Source organism: Nocardiopsis dassonvillei subsp. dassonvillei DSM 43111, assembly GCF_000092985.1.
GTDB classification, from domain to species: domain Bacteria; phylum Actinomycetota; class Actinomycetes; order Streptosporangiales; family Streptosporangiaceae; genus Nocardiopsis; species Nocardiopsis dassonvillei.
Map to the genome: position 1 here is coordinate 411792 of NC_014211.1, position 20740 is coordinate 432531.

At 72.7% G+C, this 20740-nt stretch carries 17 protein-coding genes and 1 tRNA gene; 5 read left to right on the plus strand and 13 right to left on the minus strand.

Translation table 11 applies throughout. The features are described from left to right. Positions 1-4: 4 nt before the first annotated feature. The 3 genes from NDAS_RS25975 to NDAS_RS25985 form a co-directional block, all read right to left on the minus strand. The gene (locus tag NDAS_RS25975; protein WP_013156237.1) at positions 5-1354 is read right to left on the minus strand and encodes a Stp1/IreP family PP2C-type Ser/Thr phosphatase; all 1350 of its coding nucleotides are present in this window, start codon (positions 1352-1354) and stop codon (positions 5-7) included. Next, positions 1351-1857, minus strand: coding sequence for an FHA domain-containing protein FhaB/FipA (locus NDAS_RS25980; RefSeq protein WP_013156238.1), 507 nt, complete (start codon positions 1855-1857; stop codon positions 1351-1353). The genes NDAS_RS25975 and NDAS_RS25980 overlap by 4 nt, the downstream gene beginning before the upstream one ends. A gap of 257 nt (positions 1858-2114) precedes the next feature. Beyond that, positions 2115-2882 carry an FhaA domain-containing protein gene (locus NDAS_RS25985; protein WP_013156239.1) on the minus strand — a complete coding sequence of 256 codons (768 nt, stop codon included), beginning with the start codon at positions 2880-2882 and terminating at the stop codon, positions 2115-2117. A gap of 229 nt (positions 2883-3111) precedes the next feature. Between NDAS_RS25985 and NDAS_RS25990 the strand changes: the two genes are divergently transcribed. After that, positions 3112-3194 (plus strand) — tRNA-Leu (locus tag NDAS_RS25990). Positions 3195-3736: 542 nt separating this feature from the next. On the opposite strand, the gene NDAS_RS25995 is transcribed toward NDAS_RS25990, so the two are convergent. From NDAS_RS25995 to NDAS_RS26035, 9 genes are all read right to left on the minus strand, one after another. Next, complete coding sequence (locus tag NDAS_RS25995; RefSeq protein ID WP_013156240.1) at positions 3737-4480, minus strand: cupin domain-containing protein; 744 nt, start codon at positions 4478-4480, stop codon at positions 3737-3739. Then, on the minus strand, positions 4477-5499 hold the full coding sequence (locus NDAS_RS26000) for a DUF6807 domain-containing protein (RefSeq protein ID WP_013156241.1): 1023 nt from the start codon (positions 5497-5499) through the stop codon (positions 4477-4479). Before NDAS_RS26000 ends, NDAS_RS25995 begins: the two co-directional genes overlap by 4 nt. A gap of 49 nt (positions 5500-5548) precedes the next feature. Beyond that, positions 5549-7435, minus strand: a complete 1887-nt coding sequence (locus NDAS_RS26005; RefSeq protein ID WP_041553515.1) for an ABC transporter substrate-binding protein — start codon at positions 7433-7435, stop codon at positions 5549-5551. Positions 7436-7500: 65 nt separating this feature from the next. Continuing rightward, complete coding sequence (locus NDAS_RS26010; protein WP_013156243.1) at positions 7501-8658, minus strand: ABC transporter ATP-binding protein; 1158 nt, start codon at positions 8656-8658, stop codon at positions 7501-7503. Beyond that, positions 8648-9733, minus strand: coding sequence for an ABC transporter ATP-binding protein (locus NDAS_RS26015; RefSeq protein ID WP_049800397.1), 1086 nt, complete (start codon positions 9731-9733; stop codon positions 8648-8650). Before NDAS_RS26015 ends, NDAS_RS26010 begins: the two co-directional genes overlap by 11 nt. A 5-nt stretch (positions 9734-9738) precedes the next feature. Then, positions 9739-10917, minus strand: coding sequence for an ABC transporter permease (locus NDAS_RS26020; protein ID WP_013156245.1), 1179 nt, complete (start codon positions 10915-10917; stop codon positions 9739-9741). A gap of 3 nt (positions 10918-10920) precedes the next feature. Continuing rightward, entirely contained in the window at positions 10921-11922 is a 1002-nt protein-coding gene (locus NDAS_RS26025; RefSeq protein ID WP_013156246.1) for an ABC transporter permease, read from the minus strand. Positions 11923-11998: 76 nt separating this feature from the next. Further along, positions 11999-13114, minus strand: a complete 1116-nt coding sequence (locus tag NDAS_RS26030) for a Gfo/Idh/MocA family protein (protein ID WP_013156247.1) — start codon at positions 13112-13114, stop codon at positions 11999-12001. A gap of 135 nt (positions 13115-13249) precedes the next feature. Then, a complete protein-coding gene (locus NDAS_RS26035) occupies positions 13250-15670 on the minus strand; it encodes a beta-xylosidase/alpha-l-arabinosidase (protein ID WP_013156248.1) in 2421 nt (806 codons plus the stop codon). Between the two features lie 350 nt (positions 15671-16020). On the opposite strand from NDAS_RS26035, the gene NDAS_RS26040 reads away from it, so the two are divergent. Next, positions 16021-16644: a TenA family protein gene (locus NDAS_RS26040; protein WP_013156249.1), complete on the plus strand. Its 624-nt coding sequence runs from the start codon at positions 16021-16023 to the stop codon at positions 16642-16644. A 262-nt stretch (positions 16645-16906) separates the two neighbouring features. Here the strand turns inward: NDAS_RS26040 and NDAS_RS26045 are convergent, their stop codons facing one another. Next, positions 16907-17440, minus strand: a complete 534-nt coding sequence (locus tag NDAS_RS26045; RefSeq protein WP_013156250.1) for an SSI family serine proteinase inhibitor — start codon at positions 17438-17440, stop codon at positions 16907-16909. Positions 17441-17517: 77 nt separating this feature from the next. Here NDAS_RS26045 and NDAS_RS26050 point away from each other — a divergent pair, with 77 nt between their 5' ends. The 3 genes from NDAS_RS26050 to NDAS_RS26060 all read left to right on the plus strand — a co-directional run bounded on the left by NDAS_RS26050 (position 17518) and on the right by NDAS_RS26060 (position 20649). Next, positions 17518-17850, plus strand: a complete 333-nt coding sequence (locus NDAS_RS26050) for a rhodanese-like domain-containing protein (protein WP_013156251.1) — start codon at positions 17518-17520, stop codon at positions 17848-17850. A 74-nt stretch (positions 17851-17924) separates the two neighbouring features. Next, a complete protein-coding gene (locus NDAS_RS26055) occupies positions 17925-19910 on the plus strand; it encodes a sensor histidine kinase (RefSeq protein WP_013156252.1) in 1986 nt (661 codons plus the stop codon). Between the two features lie 124 nt (positions 19911-20034). Continuing rightward, complete coding sequence (locus NDAS_RS26060; RefSeq protein ID WP_013156253.1) at positions 20035-20649, plus strand: ATP-binding protein; 615 nt, start codon at positions 20035-20037, stop codon at positions 20647-20649. The last annotated feature ends 91 nt before the right edge of the window (positions 20650-20740 follow it).

A 20740-nucleotide genomic window follows, 5' to 3' on the forward strand; every position in this document is an offset into this window, starting at 1 on the left:
GGGCTCACCCGGACCCTTCCTCGGTCCGGGCCCCGGCCGTACCCTCGCTCAGCACGTCCACGCTCGCCCGGGCGTCGTCCAGGCTCTCCGCGGGCAGGGTGTTCTCCACCGATCCGCGGTCGGCCTCCGAGAGCGAGTCCAGGGTGATCCCGGTCTCCTCCACCTCCTCCGACAGGCTGAAGCCCGCGATGTCGGTGTTGATGCCCTGGTAGATGCTGACGGTGTCCCCCGAGGGGGAGGGGCCCACGTAGTACTGGCTGTTCACGTAGCGGCTGCCGAAGTAGTACGTGGCCCCCGCGACGACGGCGACCACGACCAGGAACACCAGCACCATCGGCCACCAGCGCCTGCGGCGGTACTCGGGTTCGGGACGGCCCCGCCGGTCGGCCGGCGGGGCCTCGTAGTCGTCGTAGTCGCCGTTGTAGGACTCCTGGTAGGCGCCGCCCGAGGCGTAGGCGTCCGGGCCGGGCTCGTCACGGACGGGGTCCATCTCGGCGGTGTCGCCGGATCCCCCGCGCAGTTCCTGCGCCCGTCTGGCGGGTGTGTCGTTGCCCTGGTCGACGTTCTCGCGGCGCTGGTCCGCGGCGCCGACCACCTGGGAGGCGCGGGTGGGCCCCTCGCTGTCGGTCTCGGCCTCGATGACGTCGGCGACGACCGCGGTGATGTTGTCCGGGCCGCCGCCGCGGATGGCCAGCTCGATGAGCTTCTTGGCCGCGCTGCGCGGGTCGGCCTCGGTGGCGAGGGTCTCGTGGATGGTCTTCTTGCTGACCACGCCGGAGAGCCCGTCGGAGCAGAGCAGGTAGCGGTCGCCCGCCTTGGCCTCGCTGATGGAGATGTCGGGGTCGACCGGGCTCTTGCCGTCCAGGGCGCGCAGGATGAGGGAGCGCTGCGGGTGGGTGGCGACCTCCTCCTCGGTGATCTTGCCCTCGTCCACCAGGGTCTGCACCAGGGTGTGGTCGTGGGTGATCTGCTCGAAGCGGGGGCCGCGCATGAGGTAGGCGCGGGAGTCGCCGATGTGGATGAGCGCCACCCGCGGACCGGCCCAGAGCATGGCCGTCAGGGTGGTGCCCATGTTCTCCAGCTGGGGCTCCTCCATGATCCTGCGCGACAGGGAGGCGTTGGCCTGCTCGACGGCGCGCTGGAGCACCTCGGCCATCTCGTCGGACCGGGGCGGCTCGGAGTCGAGGCGGCGGATCGAGGAGATCGCGATGGAGCTGGCCACCTCGCCGCCGGCGTAACCGCCCATGCCGTCGGCGACCGCGAGGAGGTTCTGGCCGGCGTAGCCGGAGTCTTCGTTGCCTTCGCGGAGGCATCCTACGTCGGAGTACGCCGCGTATCGGAGAGCGATTGTCATTTGCGCAGTTCCAGGACGGTTTTGCCGATACGGATGGGCTGTCCCACCGTGATGGGCTGGGGGCGGTTCAGCTTCTGCTGGCCGAGGTAGGTGCCGTTCGTCGAGTTCAGGTCCTCCACGAACCAGCGGCCGTTGTCGGAGTAGACGCGTGCGTGGCGGCCGGACGCGTAGTCGTCGGTGATGACGAGGGTGGAGTCCGGAGCGCGTCCGATGAGGATGGGCTGCGACGCGAGGTCGACGCTGGTGCCCTTGAGCGACCCCTGGGTGACGACCAGGGCCGTGGGCTCGTTCCGGCGCGCGCGGGGCGGCCGGGCGGGCTGCGCCGACGAGTACGACGGGGAGGGGTCCCGGTCCCGGCGCGGCGCCGCCGGGCGCGGGTTCCTCCGGGGCTTCTTCTTGGAGCCGAAGAGATCCGTGCGGATCACACCGATCGCGGTGAGGACGAACAGCCAAAGCCCCGCGAGATACACGATCTTGATCAGTATGAGGGTCAAGTTGGACATCGAACTGCTCTTCAGCCCCTGTCGTGCTTCGGCCGGGATGGCGGTCATCTGCGCCGCCACCATGTCTGCCCACCTTCGGGTCGGTGAGTCTCGAGGTCGCTGGACGCGGCCTGCGGCCGCGGCCATTGTGCCCGATCGGTCAGGTCTTCGCGGAGACTACCCTCCCGGCCGGATATCCGACAGCGGGCCTGAGCCCGGCCCGCCCCTTGTCAGACGCCCGCGGAACCGCGTTGGTTTTCTGGTTCCACCGCGGGACGTCAGTCGCGGCGGAACGTCATGGTGGTGCGGCCGAGGCTGATCCTGCTGCCGTCCACCAGGCGGGCCTGCCTGACCTGCTGTCCGTTGACGAAGGTCCCGTTCGTCGAGCCCTTGTCCACGAGGATGGCCTCGTCGCCGTCCAGCCGGATCTCCACGTGGTGGCGGGAGACGCCGTTGTCGACCAGGCGCAGGTCGCAGTCGGTGCCGCGGCCCAGGAGGGTGACCGGGGTGGTCAGCTCGAAGGACTGCTGCATCCCGTGGCTGGCGATGGCGCCCTCGGCGGCGGCGCCGCCGGGGGAGATCAGCAGGCGCGGACGCCCGGCCTGCTGCTGGCCCCCGCTCGGCCCGGGGTCGCCGACGGGCTGGCGGACCTCGCCGTCCTTGCCGACCATGGTGCCGCGCACGACGCCGGAGCGGATGCGGAAGCGGCCGGTCTTGAGGCCTTCGTCGGACCTGAAGTGCACGCGGACCGGCCCGACGAAGGAGTAGCCCTGCTCCGTCGCGTAGTCGCGTGCCAGCTTGGACAGCTCCTGCCCCAGGCTGTCGGCGTAGACTTCGAGGCGCTCCTTGTCGCTGGTGGCCAGCTCGACGATGAAGTCGTTCGGGACCAGGGTGCGGCCCTGGGCGACGATGGCCGCCCGCTCGTCCATCTCACGCTGGACGGCGCTCGCCACCTCGACCGGTTGGAGCTCGGACTTGAAGGCCATCGCGAAGGTGCCTTCGATCATGCCCTCAAGCCTGCGCTCGAAGCGTTGGAGCACTCCCACGAGGTACCTCCCTTTGTACTCCACTTCGTATGTGTAGACGATCGTAACCGGGTAAAGGTGCCCCTGGTTTCAGGCGCACCCCCGGGACGGCCGCCCGGGGCCCCGGACCGGTGGTCCGAAAAGCGTGTGCGACCCACCTTCAGACCGTGCTAGCCTTATGCATGTCGCCAGGGGGAAACGGCCGAAAAGCCCGGTTCACCTGGCAACACAACTGAATGGCATGTCACTCGGGCGGGTGGCGGAACGGTAGACGCGCACGGTTCAGGTCCGTGTGTCCGAAAGGATGTGAGGGTTCAAATCCCTCCTCGCCCACGTTGCGCGGGTTGCTGCTCGCTAGCCTTCGGCTAGCTCGCGGCAGCCCGCGGTCTGTTTTCCGGGGGACGACCCCCGTACCCCCGGCTGGCGCGGATCGCTGCTCGCCAACCTTCGGCTAGCTCGCGGCAGCCCGCGGTCTGTTTTCCGGGGGACGACCCCCGTACCCCCGGCTGGCGCGGATCGCTGCTCGCCAACCTTCGGCCAGCTCACGGCAGCCCGCGATCAGTCTTCCGGGGCACAACCCCTTCGTACCCCGGTGGAGGCAGGATACCCGGCGGGGGCCGATCGACCGCTCCACCGGGTTCCCGCGCGCTCCGGCTCCCCACCTGGTGGAGGCGGTGCCGAACCCGGTCGCGGCGCCGTCGGCACGTGCTTCGACGGCAGGAGGGCCCGGGCCGCTGAGCAGGCGTTCGGCCCTCAGCCGCCTTCCCGGCCCGGTCCCGCGGACGCACCGGGAGCGCACCACGGGCCGGAACCGGGCGGCGTCATCCCCCGGCCCCGGCACCCGTGTCGTCAGCTCCGCTCCTCCCCCTCTCCCCTCAGTCGGCCCTCCTCGCCCCGTCGAGGTCCCACACCCGCAGGTGCCCGCACATGCCGTTGCGCAGCGGACCGGGAGGGGAGTCGGCGGTGTAGACGGCCGAATCGGTGAGGTGTTCCCCGTCACCCCGGCCCAGCGCCTCCAGGTGCCGCACGGTGGTCCCCGCCTGGTGGACCGGGCCCCTGCCGACGTGGTGGCGCCATCCGGCGGCCCGGTCCCGGACCAGCTCCGTGGCGGCCCGGTACAGCCCCTTCAGCGCGTCCGGCCCCTCCCGCTCCACCCGCTCCCGCAGCTCCAGGTAGCCCTCCACGGCGAGGTCCCGGCGTTCCCGGGCCGCCCGCTCGGCCGAGGTGACGGCCAGGGGCAGCACGGTGGCCCGCCGGTAGGCGTCCGGGTCGGCCAGGACCCGGCCCGGGTAGGTGAGCACGGCGTCGCCCGACTCCGGCAGACCGGCGTTCTGCATGACGACCAGGATCTCCAGGTCGCCGCTGTCGTTGACCAGCCGGTGCACGGTCCCCGGCGTGAACCACAGCAGGCTGCCGGGCCGCAGCGGGGTCCGCTGGAACCCCGCGCCGCTCAGGGTCTCCAGCACGCCCTCGCCCCGGAGCACCACGTAGCCCTCCGCCGACGCGGTGTGCAGGTGGGGCGAGCCCCCGGCGCGACCGTCGACGGCGGGCCAGGCGTAGACCCGCAGGTGGGAGACGGCGGTGCCGCCGGGGAACCCGGGCACGCGCGGGGCGTTCACCGCTCCTCCCCGCCGGAGCCCCCGACCGTGCCGCCGCCGGAGCCCGCCTCGGCGGCCGCGTCCTCCAGTTCGCCCAGGCCGAGGTCGGCCAGGGCCCTGGCCCCCTCCGCGCCCCGCTCCCCGTCGGCGACGACGACCGCGTACCGGTAGGCGAGGGAGCCCCCCGCGGGGACGGTCACCACCTCGTCGAAGAAGGGCGCCGGGCACACGCAGGCGAAGATCCCGCTGCGCACGAACCACTTCACGGGGTGGCCGGGGTTGTCGGGGGCGTCGGCGAAGACCAGGGTCGAAGCCCCGTCCGTGCCGTCGTGGCGGCCGGTGAAGGCCAACCAGGGCGACCGCGCACCCATGAGGTCGTCGTCGCCCTCCCGCCCCTCCGCGTAGGCGCGGCCCCCGCTGAAGGAGCGGGGGCCGCGCCAGAACAGACCCCCGTACCCGGCGTTGGGCCGCCCCTCCGTGGTGGGGCTGCCGAAGGGGACCTCCTCCTCCGTCAGGTTGGTGAAGGAGGTCGTGAACACCATCGTCCAGGCCCCCCGGTCGGGGGCCGCGGTGAACCGCAGCCCCCGCCGCTCGGAGAACCAGGTCTCGCCCTGCTCGGTCACCCACTCCAGCCGTTCGCCTATCGAGACCCGTTCCGGTGAGGCCTCGATCCGATCGAAGGAGCGGTGCTCTGTCGAGCCGTCGTTGGCGAGCTGCCGGTACCCCGCGTCCCGGAGGTAGGTCGGGCCGCCCCAGAAGTTGGCCGTCCCGACGTTGGGCAGGGACCACGCGATCCCCTTGTGCCACACGTGGTCGTGCGGCCGGTACAGGCTGACGGTGTCCCCGCCCAGGGTGCGGACCGGGTGGAGGTAGGGGCGCGGCGACTCCAGCTGCGCGTCCCAGGGCCGGTACACGTAGCGGACGAGTTCGCCGCCGTCGTGGGTCAGGCGCAGCGAGCGCCCCTGTTCGTGGACCAGCCCCAGGCCGCTCCGGACGGGTTCTCCGCCGCCTGCCGTGGTCGCCGTGGTGTGCGCGGACATGTCCTTGTCCCTTCTGTCGCCTCTGTCGCCGTGGGGGAGGGCGCGGCCGTCACTCCTCGATGAAGTACTGCTCGGGGTTGGTCGGCCCGGGGTCGTTGTAGTTGCCGGAGGAGGGCATCGACCCGGGCACGTTGTGGAAGTCGTCCGCGACGATCCCGTAGCCGGTCGGGCTCAGGCTGACGCCCATCGCGTAGAACCGCTCCTGGGAGACCGACAGGAACTCGCGCATCAGCTCCTCGCGGGCCCCGGGGTCGGGCTCGGCCTGGACGGCGTCGTACAGCTCCAGGTGTTCGCGCACGTCGGCGGGCGGCTCCTGGGAGCGCGGGTCCTCGCCGTCGGAGACGTACCACTGGGCCCACGGGATGGCGAAGTTGGACTCCCCGCTCTGGGTGGGCGCGTACCAGCGGGGGTCGTACATCGCGTCCATCATGCCGTTGTCGCCCGACCACACGTTGGCGTCGTGCTCGTTGTTCTCCCGGCGGGTCTGCCACAGCGAGCGGTCCTCGGTGTTGAGCTCCACGTCGATGTCCAGCTCCTGCCAGAAGCCGACGACCATCTCCATCGAGTCCACGATGTCGGGGCGAAAGTCCGTGGGCACCGACAGCGTGAAGCGCACCGTCTCGCCGCGCGGGCTCGTGCGGAAGCCGTCGGAGTCGCGTTCGTCGTAGCCCGCCTCGTCGAGGATCCCGTTGGCCAGGTCCGGGTCGTACTCGGTGTACTGCTTGGCCAGCTCCTCGTTGTGGAAGGGGCTGTCCTCGCGGGGCGCGCCCTGCCAGGGCTCGCCCTGTTCGCGGTAGACGACGTCGATGATGTCCTGGCGGTTGACGGCGTGTGAGAGCGCCACCCGGAAGTCGCGGTCGTTGAAGGTCTCGCGCAGCTCCTCGTCCTCGTGGGTGAGGTTGAGGGAGATCATCGCGGTGTTCATCTCGGCGGGCCGCAGCTCGAAGAAGTCGTAGCCGCCCGACTCGCGCGCCTCGGCCAGGGTGGGCCTGTTCTCCAGGGTGTTGAAGTGCCGCGAGTGCATGTCGAACTCGCCGTTGAGCGCCCTGACCAGCATGACCTCCTCGTCCGGGAGGATGTCGAAGACGACCCGGTCGATGTAGGGGAGCTGGTTGCCCTCGGTGTCCACCTTCCAGTAGTAGGGGTTGCGCTCCAGCACCATCCGCCCGGAGTCGGCCAGCGGCTCCACGACCCGCCACGGGTACATGGTGGGGATGTCGGGGTTCTGCCAGTACCGGGAGCTGTCGATCACGCCCGCCTCGGCCTCGAACATCTCGACCCAGTCGGCGTACCCCTCCTCCTCGGCCAGCTCGTCGGCGTCGGGGTTGTACTCGATGTGGAACCGCTCCAGGTAGTGCTTGGGCTTGGTCACCACCTGGTACTGGAGGAGGTCGTACCCGGCCCACAGGGCGTCGGGCTCGTCGAAGGTGATGGTGAAGGTCCGCTCGTCCACCTTCTCGGCGGTGCCGGGATCGGCGGCCGCGACCGGCGTCAGCGCCTCGTTGTTGAAGATGTCGTTGAAGGCGAACACGACGTCGTCGGAGGTGAACGGCTCGCCGTCGGACCAGCGCAGGCCCGCGCGCAGGGTGAAGGTCAGCTCGGTGGCGTCCTCGTTGTACTCCCAGGACTCGGCGAGGTTGGGGATCACCTCCTGCCACTCCGGGTCCCAGCGGGTGAGGTTCTCGTAGCCCACGGTCCTGCCGAGCCAGGGCCAGTCGCCCACGCCGAGGATGGCGCTGTTCCACTCGCCGCCGTACACGCCGACGCGGTCGTGGGGCTCCACCACCAGCGGCTCGTCGGGCAGCCGCTCCTCCAGCGGGGGCAGGTCGCCCGACTCCACGAGGGCGGTGAGCATCGGCGCCTCGCCGGTGCCCTCCACCCGTTCGCCCTCCTCGACCTCGGGATCGAGGGAGAAGAAGGTGCACCCGGCGGTCACCACGACCGCCGCCGCTCCCGCGGCGGCGCCCAGCCACCGCCTCGCGCCGCCTGGCGTTCGTCGTCTCATGATTCCTGCTCCTGCCTCGTGGGGGGTTCCCGCGTCGCGCGGGCCGGGGGACCGGTGGTCGCGGTGCCGGGCGCGGAGTCCGCGGTGATCCCGGCCAGGTCGAGTTCCCCGGCGTGGTGGCACGCCACCGTGCGGCCGGGCGCGACGGTGCGCGGCGCGGGCTCCTCGGCGGCGCACAGGCCGGTGGCGTACCGGCACCGGGGGTGGAAGGGGCAGCCGGACGGCGGCCGCGAGGGGTCGGGCACCTCGCCGGTGAGCCGGACGCGCTCGCGGGTGCCGCGCAGCCGCGGGTCGGGGATGGGCACCGCGGAGATCAGCGCCTCGGTGTAGGGGTGCCTCGGCCGCCCGAACAGCTCGTCGGTGGGCGCGACCTCCACGATCCGGCCGAGGTACATCACCGCGACCCGGTCGCACACGTGCTCGACCACCGACAGGTCGTGCGAGACGAACAGGTAGGTCAGGCCCAGGTCGTCCTGGAGGTCCTGGAGGAGGTTGAGGATCTGCGAGCGCACGGAGGTGTCCAGGGCGCTGACCGCCTCGTCGGCCACGACCAGGCGCGGGCCCGGGACCAGGGCGCGGGCGATGGCCACCCGCTGGCGCTGGCCCCCGGAGAACGCGTGCGGGTGGCGGCGCAGGTGGTCGGGGTGCAGCCCCACCCGTTCCATGACCTCGCGCACGCGCGCCTCCAGCTCCTGTCCGCGCAGCCCCAGCAGCATCCGCAGCGGCTCGCCGACGATGTCGCGCAGGGTCATCCGGGGGTTGAGGGAGGACTGCGGGTCCTGGAAGACCATCCGCACCTCCCGCCGGTAGGCGGCGGTGTCGCCGCGGGGCAGCGCCAGGGCCTCCAGGACGCGGCCGTCGGAGGCGCGGTAGCGGATCTCCCCCGAGGCCTCCGGGCGGGCCCGCATGACGCTCGAACCCAGGGTGGTCTTGCCGCACCCGGACTCCCCGACCAGGCCGAGGGTCTCGCCCGGGTACACGTCCAGGTCCACCCCGGCCACGGCCCGCACGTGGCGGGGGCCGCGCCGCGAGCGTCCGCGCACGGGGTAGTCCACCCGCAGGCCGCGGATGCTCAGGACGGGTTCGGCCGGGGTGGCGGACGCGGGTCCGCGCGGCGCGGGGTCCGGCGTCGCGGCCGGTGTCTCAGTCGGCATCGACGGTCTCCTCGCTGGTCGGTTCGGCGCCCGCGCCGCCTGGGGCCGGGACGCCGCCCTCCAGGAGGCAGCGCACCCGGCGGCCGGGGCCGGGGGCGGTGACCGGGGGGACGGTGGTGTCGCACAGCCCCTCCACGGCCTGGGGGCAGCGGGTGCGGAACACGCAGCCGGTGGGCTGGCTCCCGGGGTCGGGGATGGCGCCCCGGATGGTGGGCAGGCGGCGTGAGCGGGCCGCGCCGATCCGGGGGACCGCCTCCAGCAGGGCGCGGGTGTAGGGGTGGCGGGGGTCGTGGAAGATCTCGTCCACCGGCCCCTGCTCGACCACCGTGCCCAGGTACATGACGGCGACCTCGTCGGCCATCTCCGCGACCACGCCCATGTCGTGGGTGATGAAGAGCAGGCCCATGCCGGTGTCGCGGCGCAGGTCGGCGAACAGGTCGAGGATCTGTGCCTGGGTGGTCACGTCCAGCGCGGTGGTGGGCTCGTCGGCGATGAGCACGCGCGGCCCGCACGCCAGGGCCGCCGCGATCATGACCCGCTGGCGCATCCCGCCGGAGAGCTGGAAGGGGTAGGAGTCCACGACGCGTCCGGCGCCGGGGACCCGCACGCGTTCGAGCAGGTCCACGGAGCGTTCGCGGGCCTCACGGCGGGACACGCGGTGGTGCACGCGCAGGGACTCGCCGATCTGGTTGCCGACGGTGTGCACCAGGGACAGCGAGGACATGGGCTCCTGGAAGACCATGGCCACCTCGCGGCCGCGCACCGCGCGGATCTCCCTGCCGGTGGGGTGCAGGGCGGCCAGGTCCACGGGCTGCCCGCCCCCCTGTTCCGGGTGCAGCAGGATCCGGCCGCCCACCACCTCGCCGGGCGGCTCCACCAGCCGCAGCACCGAGCGGGCCATGGCGCTCTTGCCGCAGCCGCTCTCGCCGACCACGCACAGCGTGCTGCCCCGGCGGACCGCCAGGTCCACCCCGTCCACGGCGCGCACCACGGCGTCGTCGGTGGTGAAGTGGGTCCGAAGGCCCCGGATGTCCAGGACCACGTCGTCGCGGGTCTGGGCCGCCACGGCGGCCACCTCCCTCACCTGTACGGGTCGGCGGCGTCGCGGACGCCGTCGCCGACGAAGTTGAGCACCAGCACCGCCACCGTCACCGCGGCCCCGGGCAGCAGCAGCCAGGGGGCGCCCGCGATCGAGTGGATGTTCTGCGCCTCCTGGAGCAGGACGCCCCAGCTCACGACCGGCGCCTGCAGACCCAGGCCCAGGAAGGACAGTGAGGTCTCGGCCAGGATCATGAACGGCACGGCCAGGGTCAGCGAGGCGATGATGTGGCTGGCGAAGGACGGCAGCATGTGGCGGGCGATGACCCGCCCGGTGCCGCAGCCGTCCAGCCGGGCGGCCGTCACGAAGTCCTCCTGGCGCAGCGACAGGAACCGGCCGCGCACCACGCGTGCCAGGTCGGTCCAGCCGATGAGCGACAGGAGCACGGTGATGGCGACGTAGGTCTGCACCGACCCCCACTCGCGGGGGACGGCGGCGGACAGGCCCATCCACAGCGGGATCGTCGGGATGGACATCAGGAACTCGATGACGCGCTGGATGGCGTTGTCCACGCGCCCGCCCAGGTAGCCGGACAGACCGCCGAGCACGAGTCCCAGGACGAAGGACAGCGCGACCCCGGCCAGGCCGATGGACATCGACACCCGGGTGCCGTAGACGATCCGGGATGCCATGTCGCGGCCGTTGCGGTCGGCGCCCAGGAAGTAGACCTCCTGGTCCGGGTCGCTGGCGCCGATCAGGTGGACGTCCGAGGGGATCAGGCCCCACATCTCGTAGGGCTCGCCGCGCACGAACAGGCCGACCGGGATCTTCACGGACTCGTCGACGGTGTAGGTGTTGGCGAGCGTCTCGGGGTCGCGTTCCACCTGGTAGCCGTACACGTACATGCCCAGGTCGAACCCGTCGGAGGTGTCCACGACGCGCAGCGTCTGCGGCGGGGCGTAGGTGCGATCGGCGTTGTAGGCGCCCGGTGTGCTGGGCGCGACGAACTCGGAGAACACCGACACCAGGACCAGCGCGCACAGCACGAGCGCACCGGTGACGGCCAGCTTGTTGCGGCGGAAGCGCCGCCAGACGAGCACCCGCTGGGGCGCCTCGCCCCGCGGGTCCGCGGCTGCCGGGGCCTCGGGGCCCCCGGGTCCGGCGGCGGTGGCGCCCCGGGGCTCCTCGGGGGGCGGGGGGCGGTCGGGCAGGGCTGCCATGGGTCACACCCTCTCGACGTGGTGGTGGCGGATGCGCGGGTCCCACCAGGCCAGCAGCAGGTCGGACAGCAGGGTGCCGACGACCGTCAGCACGCCGAGGACGAGGATGAAGCTCCCGGCCAGGTACATGTCCTGGTTGCGCAGGGCCTCCACCAGCAGCGGGCCGGTCGTCTCCAGGCTCAGCACGATGGAGACCATCACCTCTCCGCCCACGAGCGTGGGCAGGATCCAGCCGATGGTGCTGATGAAGGGGCTGAGCGCCATGCGCACGGGGTACTTGAGGATGACCCGCCACTCGGGCAGGCCCCTGGCCCGGGCCGTGGTGACGTAGGGCTTGCGCAGCTCGTCCAGGAGGTTGGCGCGCAGCACGCGCACGAGCGCGGCCGTGCCCGCGGTGCCGATGATGAGCACCGGTATCCACAGGTTGGACACCACGTCCAGGACCTTGCCCAGGTTCCAGGCGGCGTCGGCGTACTCGCGCGAGACGATGCCGCCCACGCTCTGTCCGAAGTAGCGGAAGGACACCCAGGCGAAGATCAGCGCGAGCATGAAGTTCGGCGTGGCCAGGCCGACGAACCCGACGAACGTCACCGCGTAGTCGCCCAGCGAGTACTGGCGGACCGCCGAGTACACCCCGATCGGGAAGGCGATCGCCCAGCTCAGCAGCAGGGTGACCAGGGCCAGTGCCAGGGTGAGGCCGATCCGGTCCCACATCAGGTCGGCCACCTCGCGGTGGTACTGGAAGGACTGGCCGAAGTCGCCCCGCAGGACGATCCCCGAGATCCAGTTCCAGTACTGGACGAGGAAGGGGTCGTCGAGTCCGTACCTCTCCTCCAGGGCGCGGATCTGGGCGCCGTCCACGCCCTGCCCCTGCGCGGACAGCTCGGCGATGTAGGCGGTGAGGAAGTCGCCCGGGGGCAGCTGGATGACCAGGAACGCGACCAGCGAGATCGCGAACAGGGTCGGGACCATGTACAGCAGGCGGCGGATCACGTAGCGGCGCACGGCGTCCCCCTCGGCTCGGGCGGCGGGCGGTGACCGTCCGGGCGGCCCCCGGGGCCGCGCACCTGCGGGCGCGGCCTCACCACCGGACCGCCCCGCCGTCCATGCGCGCGTGGAACGGCGACTCCGGCCCGAGGTCGGCGGGGGCGACGGGCCGCCCCTCGAAGGCGGAGGCGTAGACCCCGGCGACCAGGCGCATCGTCCGCAGCGACTCGGCGGAGGACACGGGCGGGGCGGTGCCCTCGCGCAGCGCCTCCAGCACCCGGGCGATCTGTGCGCGGTGCCCGCTGTCGGTCCCGTGCTCCCCCGCCTCCCAGGCGGCCGTGACCTCCTGCTCGAACCCCGGGGCCGGGGTGACGCGCCAGTTCCCGTCGCCGTAGCCGTACAGGTGGACCAGCTCGACGGTCGCCCGTTCGAAGTCGATCCGGATCCGGCTCTCCTCCCGCGGGGAGACCAGGCTGTTGACCACGCTGGCCACCGCCCCGTTGGCGAAGTCCACCCGGGCCAGGGAGACGTCCTCGGTCTCGACGTCGCGCGCCTGGCGGCGGGCGACCGCCGACACCTCCGTCCACGGGCCCAGCAGGAAGAGCAGCAGGTCCATCTGGTGGATGCCGTGCCCCATGGTCGGGCCGCCGCCCTCGGTCTCCCACCTGCCGCGCCAGGGCACGTCGAAGTACTCCTGGGGTCGGAACCACGTCGTGTGGCAGGACGCCACCAGGGGCCGCCCCAGCACACCGGCCTCCGACAGCGCCCGCACCCGGCGGGCGCCCGAGCCGAAGCGGTGCTGGAACACCGTGGCCATCCACGGACCGCGACCGCCCCCCTCGGCCGCCGCCATCGCCTCCGCCTCGGCCAGGCTCAGCGCCGGCGGCTTCTCCACCAGCACGGAGGCGCCTGCGCCCAGGCAGGCCTCCGCCTGGGACCGGTGCAGGCCGGGCGGTGTGCACACGTGCACCAGTTCCGGACGCTCCCGGTCCAGCATCGCGGCCAGGTCGGTGTACCCGGCCGGGACCGCGAAGCGGGAGCGGAACGCGTCCAGGGCGCGGGTGTCGACGTCGACGGCGGCGACGACCTCGGCCCGGTCCGGAAGGGACAACAGCGCCTCCGCGTGGAAGCGGGCGATGTTCCCGGTTCCCACGAGAGCGACGCGGACCGGGCCCGCGGGCGGACCTGCGGTCGGGGAGGGGGTGCTCATGTGTGGTCGTCTCCTCTGTCAGGGGGGTACGGGGGGTGGAGGAGTGCTCGGCCGGGAGGGGCCGCGGCCGGGGTGGTAAGCGCTTGCTCAACGGGCGCGGGCGGAGGCCGCGGGCGGGGCCGCGGCTCCCGCTGCTCAGCCGCCTGCGGCGACCTCCTCCCGGTCGGCCCCGCCGGACTGGTCGACGGGGTCGAGCTGGACCCCGCAGGCCAGGCGCCGGGTGTGGTCCACGACGCGCGTGGGCCCGGTGAGCAGGACCGGCACGGTGTGCCGGACGTCCTCGCTGGACGCGGACAGCAGCAGCTCCAGGCGGCCGGGCTCGACGACGCGCCGCCCGTCCGGACCGGTGTAGGAGGCCAGGTCGGCGTGGACGGAGAAGTCCACCGCCCGCGCCTCCCCGGACTCCAGGTGCACCCGCGCGTAGCCGACCAGCTGTCTGCGGGGCCTGGCCACCTGGGCGACGGGGTCGTGCAGGTAGAGCTGGACGACCTCGGTCCCGGCGGAGCCGCCGACGTTGCGGACGGTGCAGCCGACGGTGACCTCGCCGTCGGTGCCCACCCGGGTGGCCTCCTCCGGGCGGACGGCGCCCGCGTCCACGCGCGGGTCCTCCCAGACGAACCGGGTGTAGGACAGGCCGTGGCCGAAGGGGTGGCGCGGGGTCGGGTCCACCGAGCTGACCTCGCTGCGGTGGGCCAGGTCGGGGCCGAGGTAGGTGACGGGCTGGCCGCCGGAGGAACGCGGCACGGACACCGGCAGGCGCCCGCTGGGGTTGACCCGGCCCGAGAGCACCCCCGCCACGGCGGGCATGCCCTCCTCGCCGGGCAGGAAGGCCTGGACGACGGCGGCCAGCCGGTCGGCGACCGGGCCCAGCGCGTAGGGCCGTCCGGACACCACCACCGCGACCACGGGGGTGCCGGTGTCGGCCAGGGCCTCCAGGAGCTCCTGCTGGACCCCGGGCAGGCGCAGGTCCTCGACGTCGCAGCCCTCGCCGGAGGTACCCCTGCCGAACAGGTCGGAGCGGTCGCCCACCACGGCCACGCACACCCGGGCGCGTGCGGCCGCCGACACGGCCTCGGCGAAGCCTTCGGTGGAGTCGCCGTCCACGGAGCACCCGGCGCGGTGCTCGACGCGGACGCCGGGCAGTTCGGCGCCCAGGGACTCCAGCAGGGTGGGTATCTCCACGCCGACGGCGGTGCCGGGGTGGCGCCTGCCCACGTGGGCGGGGAAGGAGTAGCAGCCGAGCACGGCGTCGGCGGTGTCGGCGAGCGGGCCGACCAGGGCCAGGTCCCCGGTGTCGGCCAGGGGGAGCGCGTCGTCGGTGTTGGAGAGCAGGACCACCGAGCGCTCGGCGAGCTCGCGGGCCAGCGCGCGGTGTTCGGCGGGGTCCAGGTCCACGGGGACGGCGGGGTCCTCGGGCTCCGGGGACCAGCCGGCGTCGAGCAGGCCCAGCTGGCACTTCTGCGTCAGCACGCGCCGGGCGGCCCGGTCGACCAGCTCCTCGGGCACCTCGCCCGAGCGGACCAGGGCGGTGAGCCGGTCGCCGTAGCAGTGCACGGTGGGCAGTTCGACGTCCACGCCCGCGGTCAGGGCCAGGGCGCCGGCCCGCTCGGCGGAGTCGGCGACGCGGTGCAGGGTCTGGAGGAAGGCGACGCCGAAGTAGTCGGCCACCACGGTGCCCTCGAAGCCCCACTGGTCCCGCAGCAGGCCGGTGAGCAGGCGCGTGTCCGCGGCGGCGGGCACTCCGTCGTTGTCGTTGTAGGCGGACATGACCGACCCGGCGCCTCCGTCGCGCACGGCCATCTCGAAGGGGGGCAGCAGGACGTCGGCGAACTCGCGCGGACCGATCGAGACCGGCGCGAGGTTGCGGCCGCCGCGGGAGGCCGAGTAGCCCGTGAAGTGCTTGAGGGTGGCCACGATCCCGGCGGACTGGAGGCCGCGCACGTAGGCGGTGCCCACGGTCGCCACGAGGTGGGGGTCCTCGCCGATGGTCTCCTCGGTGCGGCCCCAGCGCGGGTCGCGGGACACGTCCAGCACGGGGGCCAGGCCCTGGTGGACGCCGACCCGGCGCATGCTCGCGCCGATCTGCGCGGCCATCCGCTCGACCAGGTCGGGGTCGAAGCTGGCGCCCCAGGCCAGGGGGACCGGGTAGATCGTCGCGGTCCAGGCGGCGAACCCGGCCAGGCACTCCTCGTGGGCCAGGGCCGGGACGCCGAACCGGTTGGCGGCCATGATCTCCCGCTGGCTGCGGGCCAGCGACGCCCGGCCGGCGGCGGGGTCGACCGGGGCGGTGCCGAAGGGCCGGGTGAGCTGGCCGAGACCGTGCTCGATGACCTTCTCCCAGGCGGGGGGTTCCTGGGTGAGGTCGTGCTGGTGCGGTGCGACGGCCTCGCCGGAGGCGTCCGCGCTCACCCACACACCGTGAAGCTGGGCGACCTTCTCCTCCAGGGTCATCGATCCCAGCAGTCGCTCGACGCGCGACGCGTCGGGGAGGGAGGGGTCGCGCCAACCGTCGTCGGCGGCCTCCCGGTCCGCGACGTGTTCCGAGGGTCCGGTCATGTGGGTGGGCCTTTCTGTGCTCAGTGGGGATGCGGGAACGTGGTGTGTCCGGATGGTGGCTCGCGCGCCATGGAGCTCCGAAACTTTCGAAACTAATATCGAAACTTACTGACGGAGAATGTACGTAGTCGCGATAGGCAGGTCAACCCCTGTGGGAGATATAGGTCACAAGGAGGTGGTGGCCTGCGGCGCCGAAAAGAGCGTCCGCGAGCTGCGGAGAAGGGGTTTCGTCAGGCGCGTCCAGGGGAACCCGAAAAGGCTCGAAACTTTCGGAAAAGCGACCGGGGCCCGCCGTTCGGGTCTTCCGGGCCGCCCGGAGACCCCGAAGGGGCGGATGGGACACTTCGGGCGTGGGAATTCTCGAACGACTCCATGAGATCGGGCGGCCGCTGGTCGCCGAGCAGCTGGCGCACCCGACCGTCGCCGGGATCGCCCGGGGCGACCTGGACGATCGCGCCTTCCGGTACTGGCTGGAGCAGGACCACCTCTACCTGCTCGACTACGCGCGGGCCTTCTCCCGGCTGGCCTGGCAGGCCCCCGACGGGCACCTCGCCGACCTGGTGGGCATCGCGCACAGCACCCTCAACGAGGAACTGGAACTGCACCGCTCCCTGTCCGGGGAGTTCGGCGCCGACCTGACCACCCGGGACAAGGGCCCGGCGTGCGCGGCCTACACCGCCTGGCTGCTCGACGCCGCCGCCGACTACCGCGACGGGCTCGCCGCGGTGTACCCGTGCATGTGGGGCTACAACCAGCTCGGGCTGGCGCTCGCCGCGAGCCGCCCGGAGGAGCCGCGCTACCGCCGGTGGGTCGACACCTACGCCGACCCGGAGTTCACCGCCCTCACCGAGCACTACGGGCGGATGCTGGAGGAGGCCGCCCCGGAGCCCGCGCGCGCCGAGCGCCTCTTCCTGGAGGGCATGCGCCACGAGGTCGCCTTCTGGGACACGCCCCACACCGCGCGCACCGCCTGAACCGCGCGCGCACGCGACGGAGGGCCCGCGGTTGTCCACAGCACGCAGAACGTTCTGGTGCCGCTTGTTGGCGAGCGCCTAACCTTGGTTCGGGGAGCCAGGTTCCTCCGGCGGGCGCCCCGCACGCCCCCGTGTCCATGGTCTCCCGGTCGGCTCTTCGGAGGCGTCCCCTCTCCGCTGCCTGTGGACAAACGGCGCACGCGCGACGGGGAGCCGGGCGGCGCGGCCCGGCTCCCCGCTCTGCCGTCGGGTACCGCCCCCGTCAGGGGTTGAGCACCGTGGACAGGGTCTCGAAGCGCTCGATCTCGCAGCCGTTGCGCTTGTTGAACTCGGTGTCGACCTCGGTCCCGCCGACGTGCCCGGTCACGTGGACGACCTCGGGGCCGCCCACCTGCATCGTGCACATCATGTCGGAGGTGTCGCCGCTGCTGAAGGGGCCGGCGCCGACCTCCTCGATCTCGGCGCAGGCCGCCTCGGGGTCGGGGTGGTCGCCGCCCGCGGGGGAGCAGGTGAGGGTCCACACCCCCTCCTCGTAGCCCTCCGCGGGCTCCAGGCCCTCGTCCCCGCTGAGGGTGCGTTCGATGGTGAGGCTGGTCTCGGCCTCCCCGCCGCCGGACTCCCCCGGGGACGGGGAGGCCGCGTCGGAGGGAGAGGCGGAGGGGCTGGTGTCGTCGGGTGCGGACTCGGGTGCGTTCACCCCGGCGGGCTCGTTGCCACAGGCCGTGAGGAGCAGGCCGAGGGCTGCGAGGGCGGCGAGGCGGACCGGCAGGGCCGTCGCGAAGGTGTGCTGAGCCATACAGTTCGGACGCGGGGGGTTCCCGACGGGTTCCCCGCTTCTCACGTTTTTCGGAGTACACGGATACAGGGGGTCACATGTTCGGCAGCGGTGTTCCGGAGGCCAACGCCACCGAGGTGCCCGAGGGCGCCTACCTCCTCGACGTCCGCGAGGACGACGAGTGGAACGCGGGCCACGCGCCCGACGCGACGCACATCCCGCTCGGCCAGCTCAACCAGCGCGCGGGTGAGATCCCGCGCGACCAGCGGGTCTACGTCGTCTGCCGCGTGGGCGGCCGCTCGGCGCAGGCCGTCGCGGCGATGAACCAGGCAGGGTGGGACGCGGTCAACGTCTCCGGCGGCATGCAGGCCTGGCAGCACGCCGGACGCGACATGGCCGCGGAGGGCGGCGTGGAGCCCCGGGTGATCTAGCGCGCCGGAGCCGATTTGGCTCCGATTGCGCAAAGCCCTGCCCCCGGGCCGCTTCCGGGTGGCACTATGACGTCGTGAGTTCCGAGCGCGCGCCCCTCAGCGCCGAAGCCGTGCTGGCCGCCTCAGCGGACGCGGTGGTCTGCGTCGACAGCGAACTCCGAGTCACCCTCTGGAACCCGGCCGCCGAGCGGTTGTTCGGTTGGCGTGCGGAGGAGGTGCTCGGGGGCGAGCTGCCGATCGTCCCCGCCGAGCTGAGGGCCGAGCACGGCGCGGTGCTCGAACACGTGCGCGCCGGAACCCCGCTGTCCATCCACACCCGCCGGGTGCGCAGGGACGGCGGGGTCGTCGACGTGCGGATCAACACCAACCGGGTGCCCGACGCCGACGGCGGCGTGGCCGGGTGGGTGCTCAACCTCTACCCCTCCGACAGCGACGTGCAGGCCCGCTCCTCGGCGATGGAGCGGGCCCGTCTCGTGCGGCGGCTCACCGACGTGGTCGTCGACATCAACGCCGACCTCAGCCTCAAGACCGTGCTCGACCGCATCTCCCGCGGCATCACCGAGCTCACCGGGGCGGACGCGGGCGGCTTCGTCCTGCTCAACGAGGACCGCGTGGAGCTGGTCAGCATCTCGGAGCTGTCGGAGGACCTCCAGGGGTTCAGCTCGGCGCTGGACGACAGCCTGTTCGGCGAGCTGCTGCGCAGCGGCAAGTCCGTGCTGCTGGCCAACGAGGACACCCGCGGCCTCCAGGACCTGGTCTGGGCCGACCTGCCCGGGCTGCACACCATCGCGCTGGGCGTGTCCAACGTGCACGGCCGCCCCTACGGCGCCCTGTACGCGCTCTACAGCCAGCGCAAGGTCGGGCACGTGGAGCTGGAGCTGCTCGAACTGCTCGCCGCGCACGCCGGGGTGGCGATCGGCAACGCGCTGGCCTACGAGGAGCTCAACCGCCAGCGCGTCCACGAGCAGGCCGTGGCCGACTCCAGCGCCGACGGGATCGCCGTGCTCGACTTCGGCGGCCGGGTGCGCAAGTGGAACCGGTCGGCGGTGGAGCTCACCGGTTACACGGCCGAGGTGATGGAGGGGCGCCACCCGCCCTTCCCGCTGCCCGCCTGCCACGGCCAGCCCGTCAAGCACAAGCTCCGCGACGGCCGCTGGCTGGAGATCCTGATGGCGCAGATCCCGCGCACCCACGAGTGGGTGGTGGACTTTCGCGACATCACCGCGCAGAAGGCCATGGAGGACGAGCGGGAGGAGTTCCTGGCCACGAGCGGGCACGAGCTGCGCACCCCCATCACCGTTATCCACGGCTACGCCACCACGCTCCTGCGCAAGTGGTCCCGGCTCAGCCCGGACTCGCAGTACCAGGCCGTCGGCACCATCGCGGAGCGCTCCTCGGCCCTGGCCGCGCTGGTGGACCGGCTCCAGCTGGGCTCGGACGTCGCCCGCGGCGAGATGCGGGTCGGCCGCGACCGGTTCGACCTGCCCGAGGTGCTGCGGCAGGCGGTCAGCGCCTTCCGCCCTCTGTCCGATCGGCACGACGTCACCCTGGACGACCTGCCCGACCTACCGCACACGGCGGGCGACCCGCTGGCCACGGGCATGATCATGGACCAGCTGCTGGACAACGCCCTCAAGTTCTCGCCCCGGGGCGGGGCCGTGCGCGTGAGCGCGCGGGAGGAGGGCGACGCCGTCGCGGTCATGGTCGACGACGAGGGCGTGGGGCTGCGTCAGGGCGACGAGGAGCGGATCTTCGACCGCTTCGTGCAGTCCGGGGTGCGCGGTGAGGAGTCCCGCTTCGGGGGGCTCGGGCTCGGTCTCTACATCGTGCGCCAGCTGGCCAGGGACCAGGGCGGCGACGTGACCGCCCAGCGCCTGGAGCGAGGGACGCGCATGCGGTTCACCGTGCCGCTGCACTCCGGGGAGGATCCGGAGCCCTCTCCACGCGGCGAACCGCTCCACAGGCAACCTGAGTCCCAGGAAACAACAAAAACCTCATCAACCCCTGAACCCCTGTCCCGTCAGCGATCCCCGCGCCGACGTGCGAGTCGTACGCCGTGATTCATCTCGCGGTGGGTTTCCTCCCGAGGTGAACGGGGCATTTCCACCCCTGGTGGAATTCGCTGGCACACATCGGGCGGGTTCCGGACGGCCCGAGAAAGCACCAACGCGCAGGGATTTCGACGTGTCAGGAGACCACACCCCACTCGACGCGGGTGACCGCCCGCACAAGGTCGAGCGGAGCGTCACGCTCCCCCACACCCCCGCCACCGTGGCCGGTGCCAGGCAGCGGCTCTGTCGCGACCTCCGCGCCCTGCGGATCAGCGAGGAGTGCGTGGACGACGCGGCCCTCGTCCTCAGCGAGCTCGTCAGCAACGCCCTCCGCCATGCCAGGCCCCTGCCCGCCTCCGAGAACCCCGAGGACAGCGTCGGCGTGTCCTGGCGGGCCGAGGTGGACCGCGGCTCGGGGGCGTGCGGCTGGGTGGAGATCGCCGTCCGCGACGGCGGATCCAGCACCATGCCCCGGGTGGCCCGGCCCTCGATCTCCGGCCTGGGCGGCCGGGGCCTGGGCATCGTCCAGTCCCTGTCCGGCCGCTGGGGCACCGAGATGGACGCGACCACCACCACGGTGTGGGCTGTCCTGGAGATCCCCGCCGAGGGCTCGGCCGCCGAGAAGGAGGACACGGCCCGGGGACTCCCGGAGGGTTTCGGGGCGAGCTCGTACCCGGACGCCGCCGACGTCGTCGAGCTGCGGCTGGGCGTCGCGGAGGACACCAGGGCCCGCAGCGCCCTGCTCTGAGGGAGGCCGCCGCGCGGCGGCGCCGCCACCGGCGGAGGAACGTCACCGATGTCGCGAAACACCGCCAACGAGGTGGCCCGGCGCTGGTGGG